Source organism: Streptomyces melanogenes, from assembly GCF_014649795.1.
In the GTDB taxonomy this organism is placed as follows: Bacteria; Actinomycetota; Actinomycetes; order Streptomycetales; family Streptomycetaceae; genus Streptomyces; species Streptomyces noboritoensis.
The window spans coordinates 284,532-298,936 of the sequence record NZ_BMTS01000007.1 but is presented as its reverse complement, the minus strand read 5'-3'; the positions used below and the strand labels follow the sequence as shown (position 1 = coordinate 298,936).

Below are 14,405 nucleotides of genomic sequence, written 5' to 3'. Positions count from 1 at the left end.
TCTTCGGGTCTCAGACGGTGCGGCCGACGGCGAACAGCGTGCGCAGCCGGGCCCGGTCGACCTTTCCGTTGGCGGTCACCGGCAGCTCGTTCAGCGCCTGGAAGTGCTTGGGCACCATGTAGGCGGGCAGCTGGGCCGCGCAGGCCGCGGCGAGCGCCTCGGCGTCGGCTTCGCCGGTCCCGGTGCGCGTGTAGGCAGCGGCCAGCCGGGTGGAGCCCGCGAGGGTCACCGCCACCACCACGGCCCGGCGCACGCCCGGCACGGCGTCGAGGACCGCTTCGACCTCGCCGGGCTCGACCCGGTAGCCACTCACCTTCAGCTGGTCGTCGGCCCGGGCCACGAAGTGGAGATCGGTGCCGTCGAAGCGGACCAGGTCGCCGGTGGCGTAGGCGCGGCGCGCGGTGCCGTCGCGGTGCGCCAGGGTGCGGAACTTGGCGTCGGTGAGCTCCGGGTCACCCAGGTATCCCAGCCCCACCGACTCCCCCGCGACGAACAGTTCGCCCTCCTCGCCGGCGGCGAAGGGCCGCAGCACTCCGTCGGCGTGGTGGAGCAGTTCCGCTCCGGCGACCGCCCGGCCGATCGGCGGGTGGTCGGGCCAGTGGTCCGCGTCCTGCGGCGCCATGCGGTACTCGGTGACGACATGCGTCTCGCTGGGCCCGTACTCGTTGACCAGCGTGACGCCGCCGGCCGCGCAGAACTCCCGTACCTCGGCGTTGACGACCAGCCGCTCGCCGGCCACCGCGATCTCCCGCAGGTCCGGCATCGGGTCGTCCTCGAAGACCGCGGCGGTCGCCAGTGCGTGCAGCCCCACCACCGGCAGGAACAGCCGGGCCACCCGGTGTTCGCGGATGATCTCCATCAGCGTGAAGGGGTCCTGGCGCTGGACGTCGTCCACGACCACCAGGCGTGCTCCGGCGAGCCAGGTCGCGACGAGTTCCTCGTAGCCGACGTCGAAGCCGATGGAGGACGCCTGCAGGGTGTGCGGCGGGCGGCCGTGGGACCAGTGGGTGCGGTGCCACTCGCCGAGCGCGGCCAGGATGCCGGGCGGCACGGCCACCGACTTGGGTTCGCCCGTCGAGCCGGAGGTGGGGATGACATAGCCGACCGGACCCTCCAGCGGCTCTTCCAGCGGGGTGGCGCGCACCTCGTCGACGGTGCACTCGATGGGGCCGAGACCGGTCGGCGCGGTGCCGTCGGCGCGCACCACCAGCTCGCTGAACCGGGCGATCTTCGCGGCGCGGGGGGCCGGCATGGCGGGGTCGATGCTGACCACCCCGGCCCCGGCCCGCCAGGCGCCGAGCACCGCGGCGCAGCGCGCCCACGAGCGGTGGGCGTGGACGGCGACCACCTGGCCCGGTCCCAGGCCACGGGCGGCGAGCCCGCCCGCGATCTCGGCCGAGAGCCGGTCGAGTTCGGCATAGGTGTGGTGGACACCCTGGTCGACGACGGCGATGGAGGCGTGGTGGCGCCGCAGGGCGGCGGCCAGGAGGTGACTGAGCGACCGGGACGGGCCGTTCGCGTCGACGGGCATGGGGATTCCTTCTTCTCGGTCCCGGTACGGGCGGTCAGGCATCCGGCGCCGCCCGCAGGTGCTCGGCGATCAGGTCGCTCAGCCGGTCGAGCCCCGACTCGATCTGATCCGTGGTCAGATAGCTGCACGACAAGCGCAGTTGGCGGGCCGAGCGGGCGTCGTCGCCGAAGTGGCGCATCGGGGTGAACAGCACGCCGTGCCGTACGGCCGCGTCCTCCAGGAGCGCGTCGGTGACCGGGAACGGCACCGTCACCACCACGAAGAACCCACCCGACGGGGTGTTCCAGGAGACGCCGGGCAGTGCCGAGAACCGGCGCTCAAGGCCCTTCAGGAGGCAGTCGAGGTTGCGGCGGTAGACGGCGATCGCACGCTCGTTGGCGCGCAGCAGGCTGCCGCCGTGCTCCAGGAGCATGCCGCCGACCAGGGCCTGGCTGATCGGTGAGGTGTTGACGGTGACCATGCTCTTGGCGCGGGAGAGCTCGTCGGCGAGCAGGCCTCCGCCCGCGATCTGCTGGTCCGCCACGGCGAAACCCACCCGGGCGCCGGGGAAGCAGGTCTTGGCCAGCGACCCGACGTGTACCACCCGCTGCCCGGTGTCGAGCGCCTTGAGCGTCGGCAACCGCTCGCCGTCGGCGGCCCGGAAGTAGCCGTAGGGGTTGTCCTCCAGGAGCAGGATGTCCTCCTCGGCGGCGATCTCCAGCAGGCGCCGGCGGGTCGCCAGGTCCAGGGAGTGGCCGCTGGGGTTGGAGAAGTCGGGCACCAGGTACAGGGCCCGGGGCCGCTCCCCCGCAGCCCGCACGGCCCGGATCCGGTCGAGCAGGTCCTCGGGCCGCAGGCCGTGGGGGCCTTCGGGGACGGACCGCACCGGCAGGTCGAGGAGCCGGGCAGCGCCGGTCAGTCCGACGTAGGCGGGTGTCACCGCGAGCACCACGTCGTTCTCGGCGGCCTTCAGGGCGCGCAGCACCAGCCACAGCGCCTCCTGGGCCCCGACGGTGACGACGATGGCCTCCGGGTCGACGGTGATGCCCTCGTCCAACTGGAGCTGGCGGGCGATCAGCTCGTGCACGACGCCCTTGGTCCGCCCGTACTGGAACAGCTCCCGCCGCACCCGTACCTCGTCATAGCCCTTGTCCTCGGCGAGGTGGCGGGCGTAGGCGTCGAGATAGCGGTGCAGGTCGGCGACGTCGAAGGTCTCCTCGGTGGGCCGGCCCGGCGCGAAGGAGATCGCCCGGGGGTAGCGGCCCGCCACCTCGTTGAGGAAGTTCATCGACAGCAGGGCGGGGTCGGCGAGCGAGGCGTGCAGATCCGCCCGGTCGAGCAGTACGGGTGAGGTCATCGGGCCGCTCCCCGTACGCCCAGGCGCCGGGCCTCGGCCGGTCCGGCGCAGCCCGACAGCGTCAGCGCGGACCGCAGTTCGCTCTCCACGAGCCGCAGCACCTCGCGTACGCCCTGCTCGCCGTCGACGGCCAGGCCCCACAGGACCGGACGCCCCAGCAGCACCCCGTCCGCGCCGAGCGCCAGCGCCTTGAGGACGTCGGTGCCGCTGCGGATGCCGCTGTCGAGCAGCACCCGGCAGCCGTCGGGGACGGCTTCACGGACGGCGGGCAGCAGGTCGATACCGGTTGCCGCGCCGTCCAGTTGACGGCCGCCGTGGTTGGAGACCACCACGGCGTCGGCGCCCACGGCGGCGGCGCGGGCGGCGTCGCGCGGGTCCAGCACGCCCTTGACGATCAGCGGCAGCCGGGTGTCCGCGCGCAGTCGGGCCAGGTCGTCCCAGTCCAGGTCGGACGCGAACGCCTCGGCGGTGTGCTCGGCCACGGCGGAGCTTCCGGCACGTTTGTCGTGGGTGCGGCCGGTCCCGGCCGGGTCGAGATGGGCGGGCGCCACCTCGGGCGGCAGCGCGAAGCCATGGCGCAGATCCCGCAGCCGGCGCCCCATCACGGGGACGTCCACGGTCACCATCAGCGCCGAACAGCCCGCCCGTTCGGCCCGCCGGACCAGCTCGGTGGTGGCCGCGCGGTCGCGCAGGCAGTAGAGCTGGAACCAGGTGTCCGCGCCGAGAGCGGTGATCTCCTCGACGGGCACGCTGCTGAGTGTGCTGAGCACGAACGGCACCCCGGCCGCCTTGGCCGCGCGGGCCGTGGCCGCCTCGCCGTCGGGGTGGAGCAGCCGCTGGTACGCCATGGGGGCGACGGCCAGCGGCAGGGCCGCCGCGGTGCCGAGCAGGTCGGCTCCCGTGGTGCGGCCCGCGCCGCCGGTCAGCACCCGGGGAACCAGGGTGACGGCGTCCAGCGCGGCGCGGTTGGCGGCCAGCGTCAGCTCCTCGCCGCTGCCGCCCGCGAGGAAGTCCCAGACGGGCGCGGGCAGGCTCCGCTCGGCGAGGGTGGCGAAGTCCTGCGTGCGCACCGGTGCGTGGGTGCTCACCGCAGCACGTCCTCGGTGCTCAGGCGCTCGGCCTCCACCGCCTCGTACAGGGCCTTGATGTTGCCGCTGCCGAAGGTGCGCGCGCCGAACCGCTCGATCACCTCGTGGAAGAGGGTGCGCCTGGGGTGGGTGGAGCGGGTGAAGATCTGGAAGAGCTGGCCGTCGTGGTCCTCGTCGACCAGGATGTCCAGGCCGTGGAGTTCCTCGGTGCTGTGCCGGGTCAGCTCCATGCGGTCGGCGAGCATCGTGTAGTAGGCGTCGGGCACGGAGAGGAAGTCCACGCCGCGCTCACGCAGGGTGCCCACCGCGCGGACCACGTCACCGGCGGCGAACGCCAGGTGCTGCACGCCGGAGCCGCCGTGCTCCTCCAGGAAGCGGTCGATCTGCCCGGGCTCGGCGCTGGTGTCGGGCTGGATCAGGGTGAGGGTGACCTCGCCGGTGGCGCTCTGCACCACCTTGGAGTCCATCGCCTGCGCGCCCACCTTGATGAGCTCACTGAAGATCATCTTGAAGCCCAGCACCTGGGTGTAGAAGTCGACCGTGCGCTCCAGTTCCCCGGCGCGCAGACAGACCGCGAAGTGGTCGAGCTCGTCGAGGAGTTCCCCGGCCGGGGCCTCGGAGGCGTCCGCCAGGGCGGTGAAGCCCGGCGGCAGCCCGTCGGGGCCGGGCTCGACGAGGGTGTGCACCACGTCGCCGAAGCCCGCGACGACCGCGGTGGTCCGGCCGTCCTCATGGCGGCGCGGCACGGCCAGCGGCACCGCTCCGCGCGAGACGGCCTCGTCGAAGGCGGCCGGGACGTCGGCGACGGTGAACGCGATGTCGGCGACTCCGTCGCCGTGGGCCAGGACGTAGTCGGCGCCCCGGTGGCGCGGCGAGCGGGCCTGGGTCAGGACGAGGGTGATCCGGCCCTGGCGCAGGACCAGGGACTCGGCCTCCCCGGAAGCCGCGCGGGCCACCGGGCGGAAGCCGTAGGCGCCGGTGAATTCGGCGGCGGCGGTGGTCAGGTCGGCGACGTAGTGCTCGACATGGCTGATGCCGAACGCGGGTGCGTAGGTCATGGTGGTGCCGTTCGTTCAGTGAGTGACGGAAGCGCCGAGCGCGGCGATCCGGGTGGGCAGGGCGTTCCAGACGGCGGGGGTGTAGAAGTGCCCGCCGGGCAGGACGTCGTGGCGGGATCCGCCGGTGGTCAGACCGGCCCAGCGCGGGCCGAGGTCGTCCCCGATCACCGGGTCGTCCGCGCCCGAGAGGATGTGCAGGGGCACGTCGATACGGGTGCCGGGGGCGAAGGTGAAGGTGTCGCGGGCCCGGATGTCGGCGCGCATCAACTCCACGGCCATCTCGGTCAGTTCGGGTTCGTCCAGGACGTGCGCGGGCAGCAGGCCGTGGGTGCGCATCCACTCCAGGAGTTCACCGTCGTGCTGGCCCTGGGCGGGGAACCGGTCCCGCTCGGTGAGGCCCTGGTCGGGCGCGTTGCAGGCGGAGACCACCAGCGACCGCGGCACCGGGGCGCCGGCCGCCGCCAGCCGGGCGGCGACCTCGAAGGCCATCCAGCCGCCCATGCTGTGCCCGAACAGGATGTACGGGCCTTCGGCCGCGACGGAGGCGACGGCGTGCGCGGCGTCCGCCGCGAGCTCGTCCCAGGTGGACGCGCACTCCTCCAGGAAGCGGCCCTCGCGCCCCGGGTAGCAGATGGCCACCAGGTCGGTGTCGTCGGGCAGCGCCGGGATCCAGGGGTGGAAGGAGGCCGTGCCGCCGCCGCAGAAGCCGAGGCAGACCAGGGTGCGGGCGGGGTCGGGCCGCTGGGTGAGGCGGACCACGGTGGTGTCCGGGGCGCTCATGCGGCACCGCCCGACCGGAGCGACTCCGCGTGCCGGGCCAGATCGCTCAGCCGGGGGAAGCGGTAGACGGCCTTGGTCGGCAGGATGATCCCGGTGGCCCGCTTGAGCCGGGACACCACCCTCAGCGCCACCAGCGAGTGGCCGCCGAGCGCGAAGAAGTTCTCGTCCGCGTGGACGCTGTCGCGGCCCAGCACCTCGGCCCACACCCCGGCGATGAGCTGCTCCAGCTCGCCCTCGGGGGCCCGCCCCGCAGAGGTGGTGACCGCCGTGATCTCGGGCAGCGCCGAGGTGTCGACCTTGCCGCCGGGTGTCAGCGGCAGCGCCTCCAGCCGGACAAAGGCCGATGGCACGACGTGGGCGGGCAGCGTGGCCGCGCAGTGCGCGCGCAGTTCGTCGTCGCTCACGGCCGCGTCCGGCTCGGTGACGCAGTACGCCGCCAGCAGGGTGTCCCCGTCCGGGCCGGTGCGCAGCGCGACGACGGCCGCGCCGATCGCCGGGTGCTCGCGCAGCCGGTCCTCCGCCTCACCCGGCTCCACCCGGAAGCCGCGGACCTTGATCTGGCGGTCGGTGCGGCCGAGGAACTCCAGCGTGCCGTCCGGGCGGCGGCGCACCTTGTCGCCGGTGCGGTACATCCGGCCGCCGTCGGCCGCGAAGGGGTCCGCGACGAACCGCTCGGCGGTCAGCCCCGGCCGTCCCGCATAGCCGAGGGCCACGGCCGGGCCGGCCAGATACAGCTCGCCGGTGCCGGCCGGTGTCAGCGTCGCGTCGAGCACATGGGCGCGCACATGGGCCAGGGGGTGGCCCAGGTGCGGGTCGGGGCCGGCGACCGGGGTCGCGGTGGCGTCGACGGTGCACTCGGTGGGCCCGTACAGGTTCCAGGCGTCCTCGCCTTCGGCGAGCGAGCGCCACATCCGCTCCGGTATGGGTTCGCCGCCCAGGAGCAGCCGCAGGCCGCGTCCGCGCAGCCCGGAGCCGACGAGCTGGAAGTGCGAGGAGGTGAAGTCCACTTCGGTGACGTGGTGGTCGTCGAGCAGCTTCGCCAGCCGGGCCGGGTCGGTGCGGTCGTCGTCGGACAGGAGCACCAGGGTGTCGCCGCGGCAGACCCGGGCCCACTGCTGCACCGAGGCGTCGAAGGACAGGCTGGCGTTCCAGCCGACCACGCGGTGCCCGGTCCTGTACACGCCGCGCTCCTCCAGGCCTTCCACCAGCGCGTTCACGGAGCCCCTGGTGACCTCGGCGCCCTTGGGGCGGCCGGTGGAGCCCGAGGTGTGGATGACGTACGCCGGGTCGAGCGCGCTCGGGGCCAGGTCGTCGAACCGGTCCTCGCCGCTCTCGTCGGGCCCCAGCACCGGCAGGCCGTCGGCCCACGGCAGGGCACCGGTGTCCGAGACCACGGCGCGCAGGTGCGCGTCGGCGGCGACGAAGGCGAGCCGGTCGTCGGGGTAGGCCGGGTCGAGCGGCACATACGCGGCGCCCGCCCGCCACACGGCCAGCGGTGCCACCGCCCAGTGCACGCTCCGGCGCGCGCTGACGCCCACCCGGTCGCCTCGGCCGACGCCCAGCGCGCGCAGCCGCCCGGCGAGACGGGCCGTGCGCCGGTCCAACTCGGCGAAGGTCAAGGAGCCGCCGGGGGCGTGGATCGCGATCCGGTCCGGGACCGCCGCCGCGGTGGCGAGGAAGCGTGTCAGCAGGTCCTGCGGCTCAGCCATGGAGCACCGCCGGGGCGGGGGCGACGGTCGGGGCGCAGTCGGTCACCGCGACCGGGTCGCCCATGGCGACCAGGATGCGGCGATCGCCCCGGAAGGGGTCGCGGGCGTGCGCGGTCAGGACGTTGTCGACGAGCATCAGGTCACCCGGCTGCCAGGCACGGCGCACGGTGGCCCGGTCGTAGGCGTCGTTGACGGCCGCCAGGTCCTCGGCGGTCAGGGCGATGCCGTCGCCGAGGGCGGTGGAGAACGGCAGACCGTCCGGGCCGAGCTCCTCCAGCAGGACCTCGCGGATGTCCTCGTCCAGCGAGAACTCGCTCCAGAACGCGAGGTGGTTGAACCACACCTCGTCGCCGGTGTGCGGATGGCGGATGATGCCGGGCCGCACCTGCCCGGTGTGCAGATGGCCGTCCTCGCGCCACTGACAGGAGATCAGGTTCTCGGCGCAGTACCGCTCGACGTCCTGCGCCGATTCGGCGGCGAACGCGGCCTGCCAGTCGACCGACAGGGTGGGCGAGTAGTTGCGCGTCAGCACCCAGCCGTGTGCGCGCATCCGCTCGACCAGCTCGGTGGGGAGCAGGCGCAGCACCTCGCGGCAGTCGGCGACCGGGGTGGCGCCGCCCTCCTCGGGTGCGGTCAGGCAGCCGAACAGCAGCAGCCCGGGGAAGGTCAGGGTGTAGCTGTTCTCGTTGTGCGGCCGGATCGCCTGGGCGGCCGGCAGGTCGGTGGAGGAGAAGACACCGCTGCCGTACGCGCTGCGCGGGGTGGCCTTCTCCCGGTACGGGGTGGCGGTCGAGATCAGCTCGTCGCGCACCAGCGCGAAGTCCTCCACGCTGTGGACCGGCAGGCCACGCAGGTAGACCGCGCCGAACTTGTGGAGCCCGGCGCGCAGTTCGTCCTGGTGGGCGGCGAGCCAGTCGCGGGCGGCCGCCGCGTCGGCGAGCTCGGGCGCACGGACGGTGGCGGGGGCGCCCGGCTCGGTGAGCCAGTGGAGCGCGGCGGTCATCGCGCACCGCCCGCGGCCGCCGGGGCGTGGCGCAGCTCCAGGGTGCAGCACTTGACGCTGCCGCCGCCCTTGAGCAGCTCCGACAGATCCACGCCGATCGGGGTGAAGCCGCGGTCGGCGAGCCGGTCCGCGAGGTTGCCCGCGGTCTCCGGGAGCAGCACGTTGCGCCCGTCCGAGACGGCGTTGAGCCCGAACACCTCGGCGTCGGCCTCCTCGGCGAGCAGCGCGTCCGGGTACAGCTCGCGCAGCACCTCGCGGCTCTCCGGGGAGAACGCGCCCGGGTAGTACATGACTTCGCCGTCGTCCAGTACGGCCAGCGCGGTGTCCAGGTGGTAGAAGCGCGGGTCGACCAGGGTGAGGCTGACCACCGGCGCCCCGAGCACCCGCTCGGCCTCGGCGTGCGCGGCCAGGTCGGTGCGGAAGCCCGTACCGGCGAGGATGCGGTCGCCGGCGACGAGGTAGTCGCCTTCGCCCTCGTTGGTGTGGCGGGCGGCGTGCACCACCTGGTAGCCGCGCTGCTCGAACCACGCCTGGTAGGCGGCGGCCTCGTCCTTGCGCTCAGCGTGGCGGAAGTTGGCGACGAGGACGCGGTCGTCCAGGACCGTGGCCCCGTTGGCCGAGTACACCATGTCGGGCAGGCCCGGCACCGGGTCGATCAGCTCGACGGTGTGGCCGAGCTCCTGGTAGAGCGCGTACAGCCGCTCCCACTGGAGGACGGCGAGCGCGGTGTCGGTCGGCTTGGCCGGGTCCATCCACGGGTTGATCTGGTAGGTGACGGTGAAGTGGCTCGGGCGGCACATCAGGTAGTGCCGGGGCCGGGCGGTGCGCTGGGTCGTCATGGCTCAGACCTCCTTCGTGGCGGCGATCAGGCTCGCCGGGCGCAGATCGGTCCAGGTCTCCTCGATGGCGTCCAGGCACACCTGGCGGGCGGCCGGGCCGTGCGTGGTGCGCCAGCCGGCGGGCACCGCGAGGGAGGCGGGCCACAGCGAGTGCTGGTTCTCGTCGTTCACCAGGACGAGGTAGACGGCCTCTTCGTCCTCGAAGGGGTTGGTCACGGGTGCTCCTCGTGTTTCATCTGTTTCGTCGGAAAGGGTCAGGACAGGGGGGTGCGTCGAGCGGGCGGGGCGACGGCGATCCGCCAGCCGCCGAGCAGGGGCGACATCGCGAGCGCACGGCGGCAGAGCGCCAGCGCCGTGGACCGGGTGGTGCGTTCCCCGGTCGCCGCGATGAACATCCCGAGGTGGAGGCGGCCCGGACGGTCGACCTGGACGCTGATGTGTTCCAGGCGTTCGCCGTCGGCCGCCGCCGTCCAGAGCAGGTCGACGATGCGGGCGCCGTCCGTCGGGCGGACCGCCGCGGGGTCGACCGCGTCGAGGGTGACGACGGTCAGCTCCACTGGGGAGTACGTCAGTTCCGGGCCGGGTGGCGAGCGGCCACCGCGAAGGTCGTACGGACGGCGCACGGCAACGAAGAAGTCATGGAGGTGCCCTCAGCAGAAATGGGAGGAAGAAGATTTGGGAACCGCCCGGCGCTGCGCCGCGGCGATGACCCCATCCTCAACGCCATCCACCCCAGGGGGAACGGGTTTTGGCTGGTCAGAAGCGGACAGGCCGCTTTGTGACACCGCTTCGCGTCCCTCGCGGATGCGTATAGACGCGAGATGTATGGGCTGTAGATGGCCGCGTCCCACACTGGGCGCGGATCCGCGGGAACAGCGGATCCGCTGGGAGATCGGCACACGATGGGGGTAGGGAATGTCCGCGACGCTCGGCCTGGAGGCGCTGGACCGTACGGTGTACCAGACGATGCTCGACCGGCCGGCCCTGGGCGTGACCGAGATCGCCGCCGAGCTGGCCGTCGCACCGGACGCGATCCGCGCCTGCCTCGACCGGCTGTTCGCGCTGCAACTGGTGCAGATGTCGTTCGAGGCGCCCAGTCGGTTCACCGTGGTCGACCCGGTCCTCGGAGTCAAGCGACTGCTCGACCAGCAGCACGACGAACTGCTCCGGCGCCAGCACCAGGTGGCCAGCAGCCACCAGGCACTGGTCCGCATCCTCGCCGGTTCGGGCGGCCCCGCCCAGCAGCGGGCGGACGGCGTCGAGCACCTGGCCGGGACGGACGCGGTGCGACGGCGCCTGGAGCGGCTGACCCTGGAAGCCCAGCACGAGATCCTCACCTTCATGGCGGACACCCAGCCGGCGGCCGCGCTGGAAGCCGCGCGCCAGGGCGACACGTTGGCCCTCCAGCGCGGGGTGGCGATCCGCACCGTTGCCCTGGACGGCATCCGCGACGACCCGGCGACCCTCGGCTACACCCGCGCGCTGGTCGCACACGGAGGCCAGTTCCGCACCGTCGCCGCACTGCCGACCCCGTTGGTCGTGGTCGACCGCTCACACGTCCTGGTGCCGATGGACCCGGCCGACAGCGGCAAGGGCGCACTCCAGCTCTCCGCCCCCGGCATGGTCGCTCCCCTGCTCGCCCTCTTCGAGCGGGTCTGGGGCGGCGCCGCCCCGCTGTGCGGCGACGCGGCCGAGGACCGCCATGTGCCCAACGAGCAGGAGCGGGCCCTGCTCACCCTGCTCGCCCAGGGGCACACCGACGAATCCGCCGCGGTCCAGCTGCACATCTCGGCGCGCACCGCCCGGCGGATCATGGCCTCGCTCAACGAACGGCTGGGCGCCCGCAGCCGGTTCGAGGCGGGGCTGCGCGCGGCACGCCTGGGCTGGGTGTGACCGGCGGCCCCGCCACACAGGCGGCGCACCCACGGACCGGCCCGGGACCCGACACGAAATACGCCCGTCCCAGGGATACCCCCTCCAGGACACCTTCGGCCCGTAGGATGACGCTCCATTGACCGGCCACCGCCCTGACCAGGCGGAACACGCCGGTGAGTCATGCGGAACACCCGGGGGGACCGTGGAATTCTTCGTGCTCGGAGCGGTGGGCATCCAAACCGGCGACGCCGTCGTGTCAGGAGGCTCCCCCCAGCAGCAGGCGACACTGGCCGCGCTGGCGCTGCGCGCCGGACATGTGGTCCCCCTGCACGAGCTGATGAACGACGTGTGGGGCGAGGCGGCACCGGGATCCGCGGTGATGATCCTGCGGACCAACGTCTGGAAGCTGCGCAAGCTCCTGGAGAACAACGGCGGCGACCCCCAGGTACTGGCTTCCGCGAACGACGGCTACCGGTTCACCGCCGAGCCGCTCCGCATCGACGCGCTCCGCGCCGAACACCTGGCCACCGAGGCGGCGCACGCCCGCAAGGCCGAGCGCTACGACGAGTGCGCCGAACTGCTCTCCGAGGCGGTGGCGCTGTGGCGTGGCGAACCGCTCGCCGGAGTGCCGGGGCCGTTCGCCGACCGCCAGCGCTCCCGGCTGGCCGAACTGCGCCTGAACCTCCTGGAGGAGCGGTTCGACCTCGACATCCTGCTGGGCCGCCCCGCCCAGGTGATCCCGGCGCTCACCGGGTTCATCAAGGAGCGGCCGCTGCGTGAGCGGCCGTACGGGTTCCTGATGCGCGCCCTGTTCGCCGCCGGACGCCAGGCCGACGCCCTCGCCGTGTTCGCCGATGCCCGCGATGTGCTCGCCGCGGAGCTCGGCCTCGACCCGGGCCCGGAACTCCAGGTGCTGCACCAGCGCATCCTGCGGGGTGACCCCGCGCTGCTGGCGCCGGTGCGCACCCAGGCCCCCGCCGTCCCCGCGGCCCGCCCCGAGGACCCCGACGGCGCCGGGCGCAGCACCACCGGCGCCTTCGCGCGCCCGGCACAACTTCCCGCGGACGTCGCCGACTTCAGCGGCCGCACGAACGCCCTCACCACCCTGAACCGGAGCCTCACCGACGAGGAGCGCGGCACGCTGGCGATCGCCACGGTCAGCGGGATGGGCGGCATCGGCAAGAGCGCCCTGGCGCTGCGCGTCGCCCACCAGGTCAAGGACGCCTACCCCGACGGCCAGCTCTACGCCGATCTACGGGGCACCAGCGCGGACGCGACGACTCCCGCCGCGGTGCTGGCCGGCTTCCTGTCCGCGCTGGGCGTGCCCCGCCAGGAGATACCCGGCTCGGTCGAGGACCGCGCCCGGCTGTTCCGTACCGTCCTCGACGACCGACGGGTCCTGCTGCTGCTCGACGACGCCCGGGACACCGCCCAGGTCAAACCGCTGCTGCCGGGCGCCGTGCGCTGCGGGGTGATCGTCACCAGCCGGGCGCGCCTCGCCGGTGTGCCGTCCGGCAACCATGTCCAGCTCGCCGAGTTCACCCGCGACGAGGCCCTCTCGCTGCTGCGGCACATCGCGGGCGCCGAGCGCATCGACCGGGAGGAGTCGGCCGCGCAGGAACTCGTCGGCGCCTGCGCCCATCTGCCGCTGGCGGTACGCATCGTGGCGGCCCGGCTGTCCGCGCGGCCGGGCTGGACGGTGGCGCAGCTGGCGGCGCGGCTGGCCGATGAGCGTCGGCGGCTGACCGAGTTGCAGGCCGACGACCTGGCGGTGGCCGCCGTCTTCGAACTCGGCTACCGCCAGCTCACCAGGGATCAGGCCCGGGCGTTCCGCTCGCTCGCCCCGGTGACCTGGCCGAGCATCTCCCTGGAGGCCGCCGCGGCGGCGCTGGCTCTGAGCGAACGCGACGCCGAAGAGCTCCTGGAGGCGCTGGTGGACGCGGCGCTGCTGGAGTCCCCGGAGCCCGGCCGCTACCGCTACCACGACCTCGGCCGGGACTTCGCCCTGCATCTGCCCCGACCCGAGGACGCGTCGGCGGACGACCACTTCACGGTGGCCCGCCGCCTCCTGCACCATCTGCTGCACCGGGCGGCCGCGGCGTTCCAGCGGATGGTGCCGGGCGACCCGGTGCACAGCACCATCGCCGAAACCGTCGCCGAGCCCGGCAACGCGTTCGCCGGGCTCGCCGAGGCCCGTCAGTGGGTCGTCGCCGAGTCGGACTGCGCCGTCCACACCGTCCGGCTGCTGCTGAGGGGGCCGGGCAGCCCCGATCCGGTCCTGCTGACGATGGCCGCCGACCTCCTGGTGGCACTCAGCTCCTTCGGCCAGGACATCCCGTACGCCAAGATGGCCGTGACGTCCGCGGAGCTCGCCGACACCGCGACCCGCGCCGGTGCCCATCGCGCGGCCGGCCGCGCCCACTTCATCTGCGGCAACGCGGCGCTCCAGGCGACCCGGCTCCGCCAGGCGCGCACCCACTCCGAACGCGCCGCCGAGGCCTGCCGCCGGGCCGGCGACCGGACCATCCTCCAACAGGCCTGCAACGACCTCGGTGTCATCGCCCAGTTCGAGCAGCGGTACGACGACGCGGCCGCCCACTTCGACCAGGCGCTCGCCCTGGCCCGGACGCAGGGCCAGCGCTCGGCCGAGCTGATCACCACGCTCAACGCGGCCCTGGCCCGGATCCGCGGCGGCCGCGCCGCCGAGGCACTGCCCTCCTGCGAGGAAGCGCTGGCCGCCCTGCGTACCATGGCGGACCCCCACGGGGTGGCCCACGCGCTGTGCGTACGCGGCCAGGCCCTGCACGAACTGCACCGCCCGCACGAGGCGCTCGACAGCTACACCGAGTGCCTGGAGGTGTGCGAGGCCGAGCGGATCCCCGGCCAGCGGGCGCAGGCCCACTACCGGTCCGCCGAGACCCTGCGCGTCCTGGGCCGCATCGAGGCCGCGCTCGAGATGGCGGGGCAGGCGGTGTCGTACTTCCGCACCACCCCGGACCGCGCCCGGGACCGGGGCTACGCCCTGCTCATCCACGCCCGTACCTCCTCCGACGCCGGACAGTTGGAGGAGGCCCGGGCGCACGCCGCCGAGGCGCTGGAGGTCTTCACCAAGGCGGGGTTGCCCGAGGCGGCGGAGGCGGCGGCACGGCTGAAGCCCTGACCGTTTGAGCCCGGGCACAAGCCCTC

12 protein-coding genes are annotated in these 14,405 nt (G+C 73.7%); 2 read left to right on the top strand and 10 right to left on the bottom strand.

Annotated elements, in window-relative coordinates; translation table 11 throughout:
* Positions 1–10: 10 nt before the first annotated feature.
* Genes IE252_RS17980 through IE252_RS17935 form a run of 10 tightly spaced genes read right to left on the bottom strand, consistent with a single transcriptional unit; the run spans position 11 to position 9,901 of the window.
* Positions 11–1,531: an AMP-binding protein gene (locus tag IE252_RS17980; protein ID WP_190090443.1), complete on the bottom strand. Its 1,521-nt coding sequence runs from the start codon at positions 1,529–1,531 to the stop codon at positions 11–13.
* 34 nt (positions 1,532–1,565) lie between these two features.
* On the bottom strand, positions 1,566–2,867 hold the full coding sequence (locus tag IE252_RS17975; protein ID WP_190090442.1) for an aminotransferase-like domain-containing protein: 1,302 nt from the start codon (positions 2,865–2,867) through the stop codon (positions 1,566–1,568).
* Positions 2,864–3,955 carry an alpha-hydroxy acid oxidase gene (locus tag IE252_RS17970; RefSeq protein ID WP_190090441.1) on the bottom strand — a complete coding sequence of 364 codons (1,092 nt, stop codon included), beginning with the start codon at positions 3,953–3,955 and terminating at the stop codon, positions 2,864–2,866. Before IE252_RS17970 ends, IE252_RS17975 begins: the two co-directional genes overlap by 4 nt.
* Positions 3,952–5,013, bottom strand: a complete 1,062-nt coding sequence (hppD, locus tag IE252_RS17965; RefSeq protein ID WP_190090440.1) for a 4-hydroxyphenylpyruvate dioxygenase — start codon at positions 5,011–5,013, stop codon at positions 3,952–3,954. Before hppD ends, IE252_RS17970 begins: the two co-directional genes overlap by 4 nt.
* 15 nt (positions 5,014–5,028) lie before the next feature.
* On the bottom strand, positions 5,029–5,793 hold the full coding sequence (locus IE252_RS17960) for a thioesterase II family protein (protein WP_190090439.1): 765 nt from the start codon (positions 5,791–5,793) through the stop codon (positions 5,029–5,031).
* On the bottom strand, positions 5,790–7,502 hold the full coding sequence (locus IE252_RS17955) for a non-ribosomal peptide synthetase (protein WP_190090438.1): 1,713 nt from the start codon (positions 7,500–7,502) through the stop codon (positions 5,790–5,792). The genes IE252_RS17960 and IE252_RS17955 overlap by 4 nt, the downstream gene beginning before the upstream one ends.
* Positions 7,495–8,505: a TauD/TfdA family dioxygenase gene (locus tag IE252_RS17950; RefSeq protein ID WP_190090437.1), complete on the bottom strand. Its 1,011-nt coding sequence runs from the start codon at positions 8,503–8,505 to the stop codon at positions 7,495–7,497. Before IE252_RS17950 ends, IE252_RS17955 begins: the two co-directional genes overlap by 8 nt.
* Positions 8,502–9,344, bottom strand: a complete 843-nt coding sequence (gene ddaH / locus IE252_RS17945; protein WP_190090436.1) for a dimethylargininase — start codon at positions 9,342–9,344, stop codon at positions 8,502–8,504. Before ddaH ends, IE252_RS17950 begins: the two co-directional genes overlap by 4 nt.
* A 3-nt stretch (positions 9,345–9,347) precedes the next feature.
* Entirely contained in the window at positions 9,348–9,560 is a 213-nt protein-coding gene (locus tag IE252_RS17940; protein ID WP_190090435.1) for an MbtH family protein, read from the bottom strand.
* Between the two features lie 38 nt (positions 9,561–9,598).
* Complete coding sequence (locus tag IE252_RS17935; protein WP_190090434.1) at positions 9,599–9,901, bottom strand: hypothetical protein; 303 nt, start codon at positions 9,899–9,901, stop codon at positions 9,599–9,601.
* A 358-nt stretch (positions 9,902–10,259) separates the two neighbouring features.
* Here IE252_RS17935 and IE252_RS17930 point away from each other — a divergent pair, with 358 nt between their 5' ends.
* The gene (locus tag IE252_RS17930) at positions 10,260–11,237 is read left to right on the top strand and encodes a LuxR C-terminal-related transcriptional regulator (RefSeq protein ID WP_190090433.1); all 978 of its coding nucleotides are present in this window, start codon (positions 10,260–10,262) and stop codon (positions 11,235–11,237) included.
* Between the two features lie 184 nt (positions 11,238–11,421).
* Positions 11,422–14,379 carry an AfsR/SARP family transcriptional regulator gene (locus IE252_RS17925; protein ID WP_229848501.1) on the top strand — a complete coding sequence of 986 codons (2,958 nt, stop codon included), beginning with the start codon at positions 11,422–11,424 and terminating at the stop codon, positions 14,377–14,379.
* Positions 14,380–14,405 lie beyond the last annotated feature (26 nt).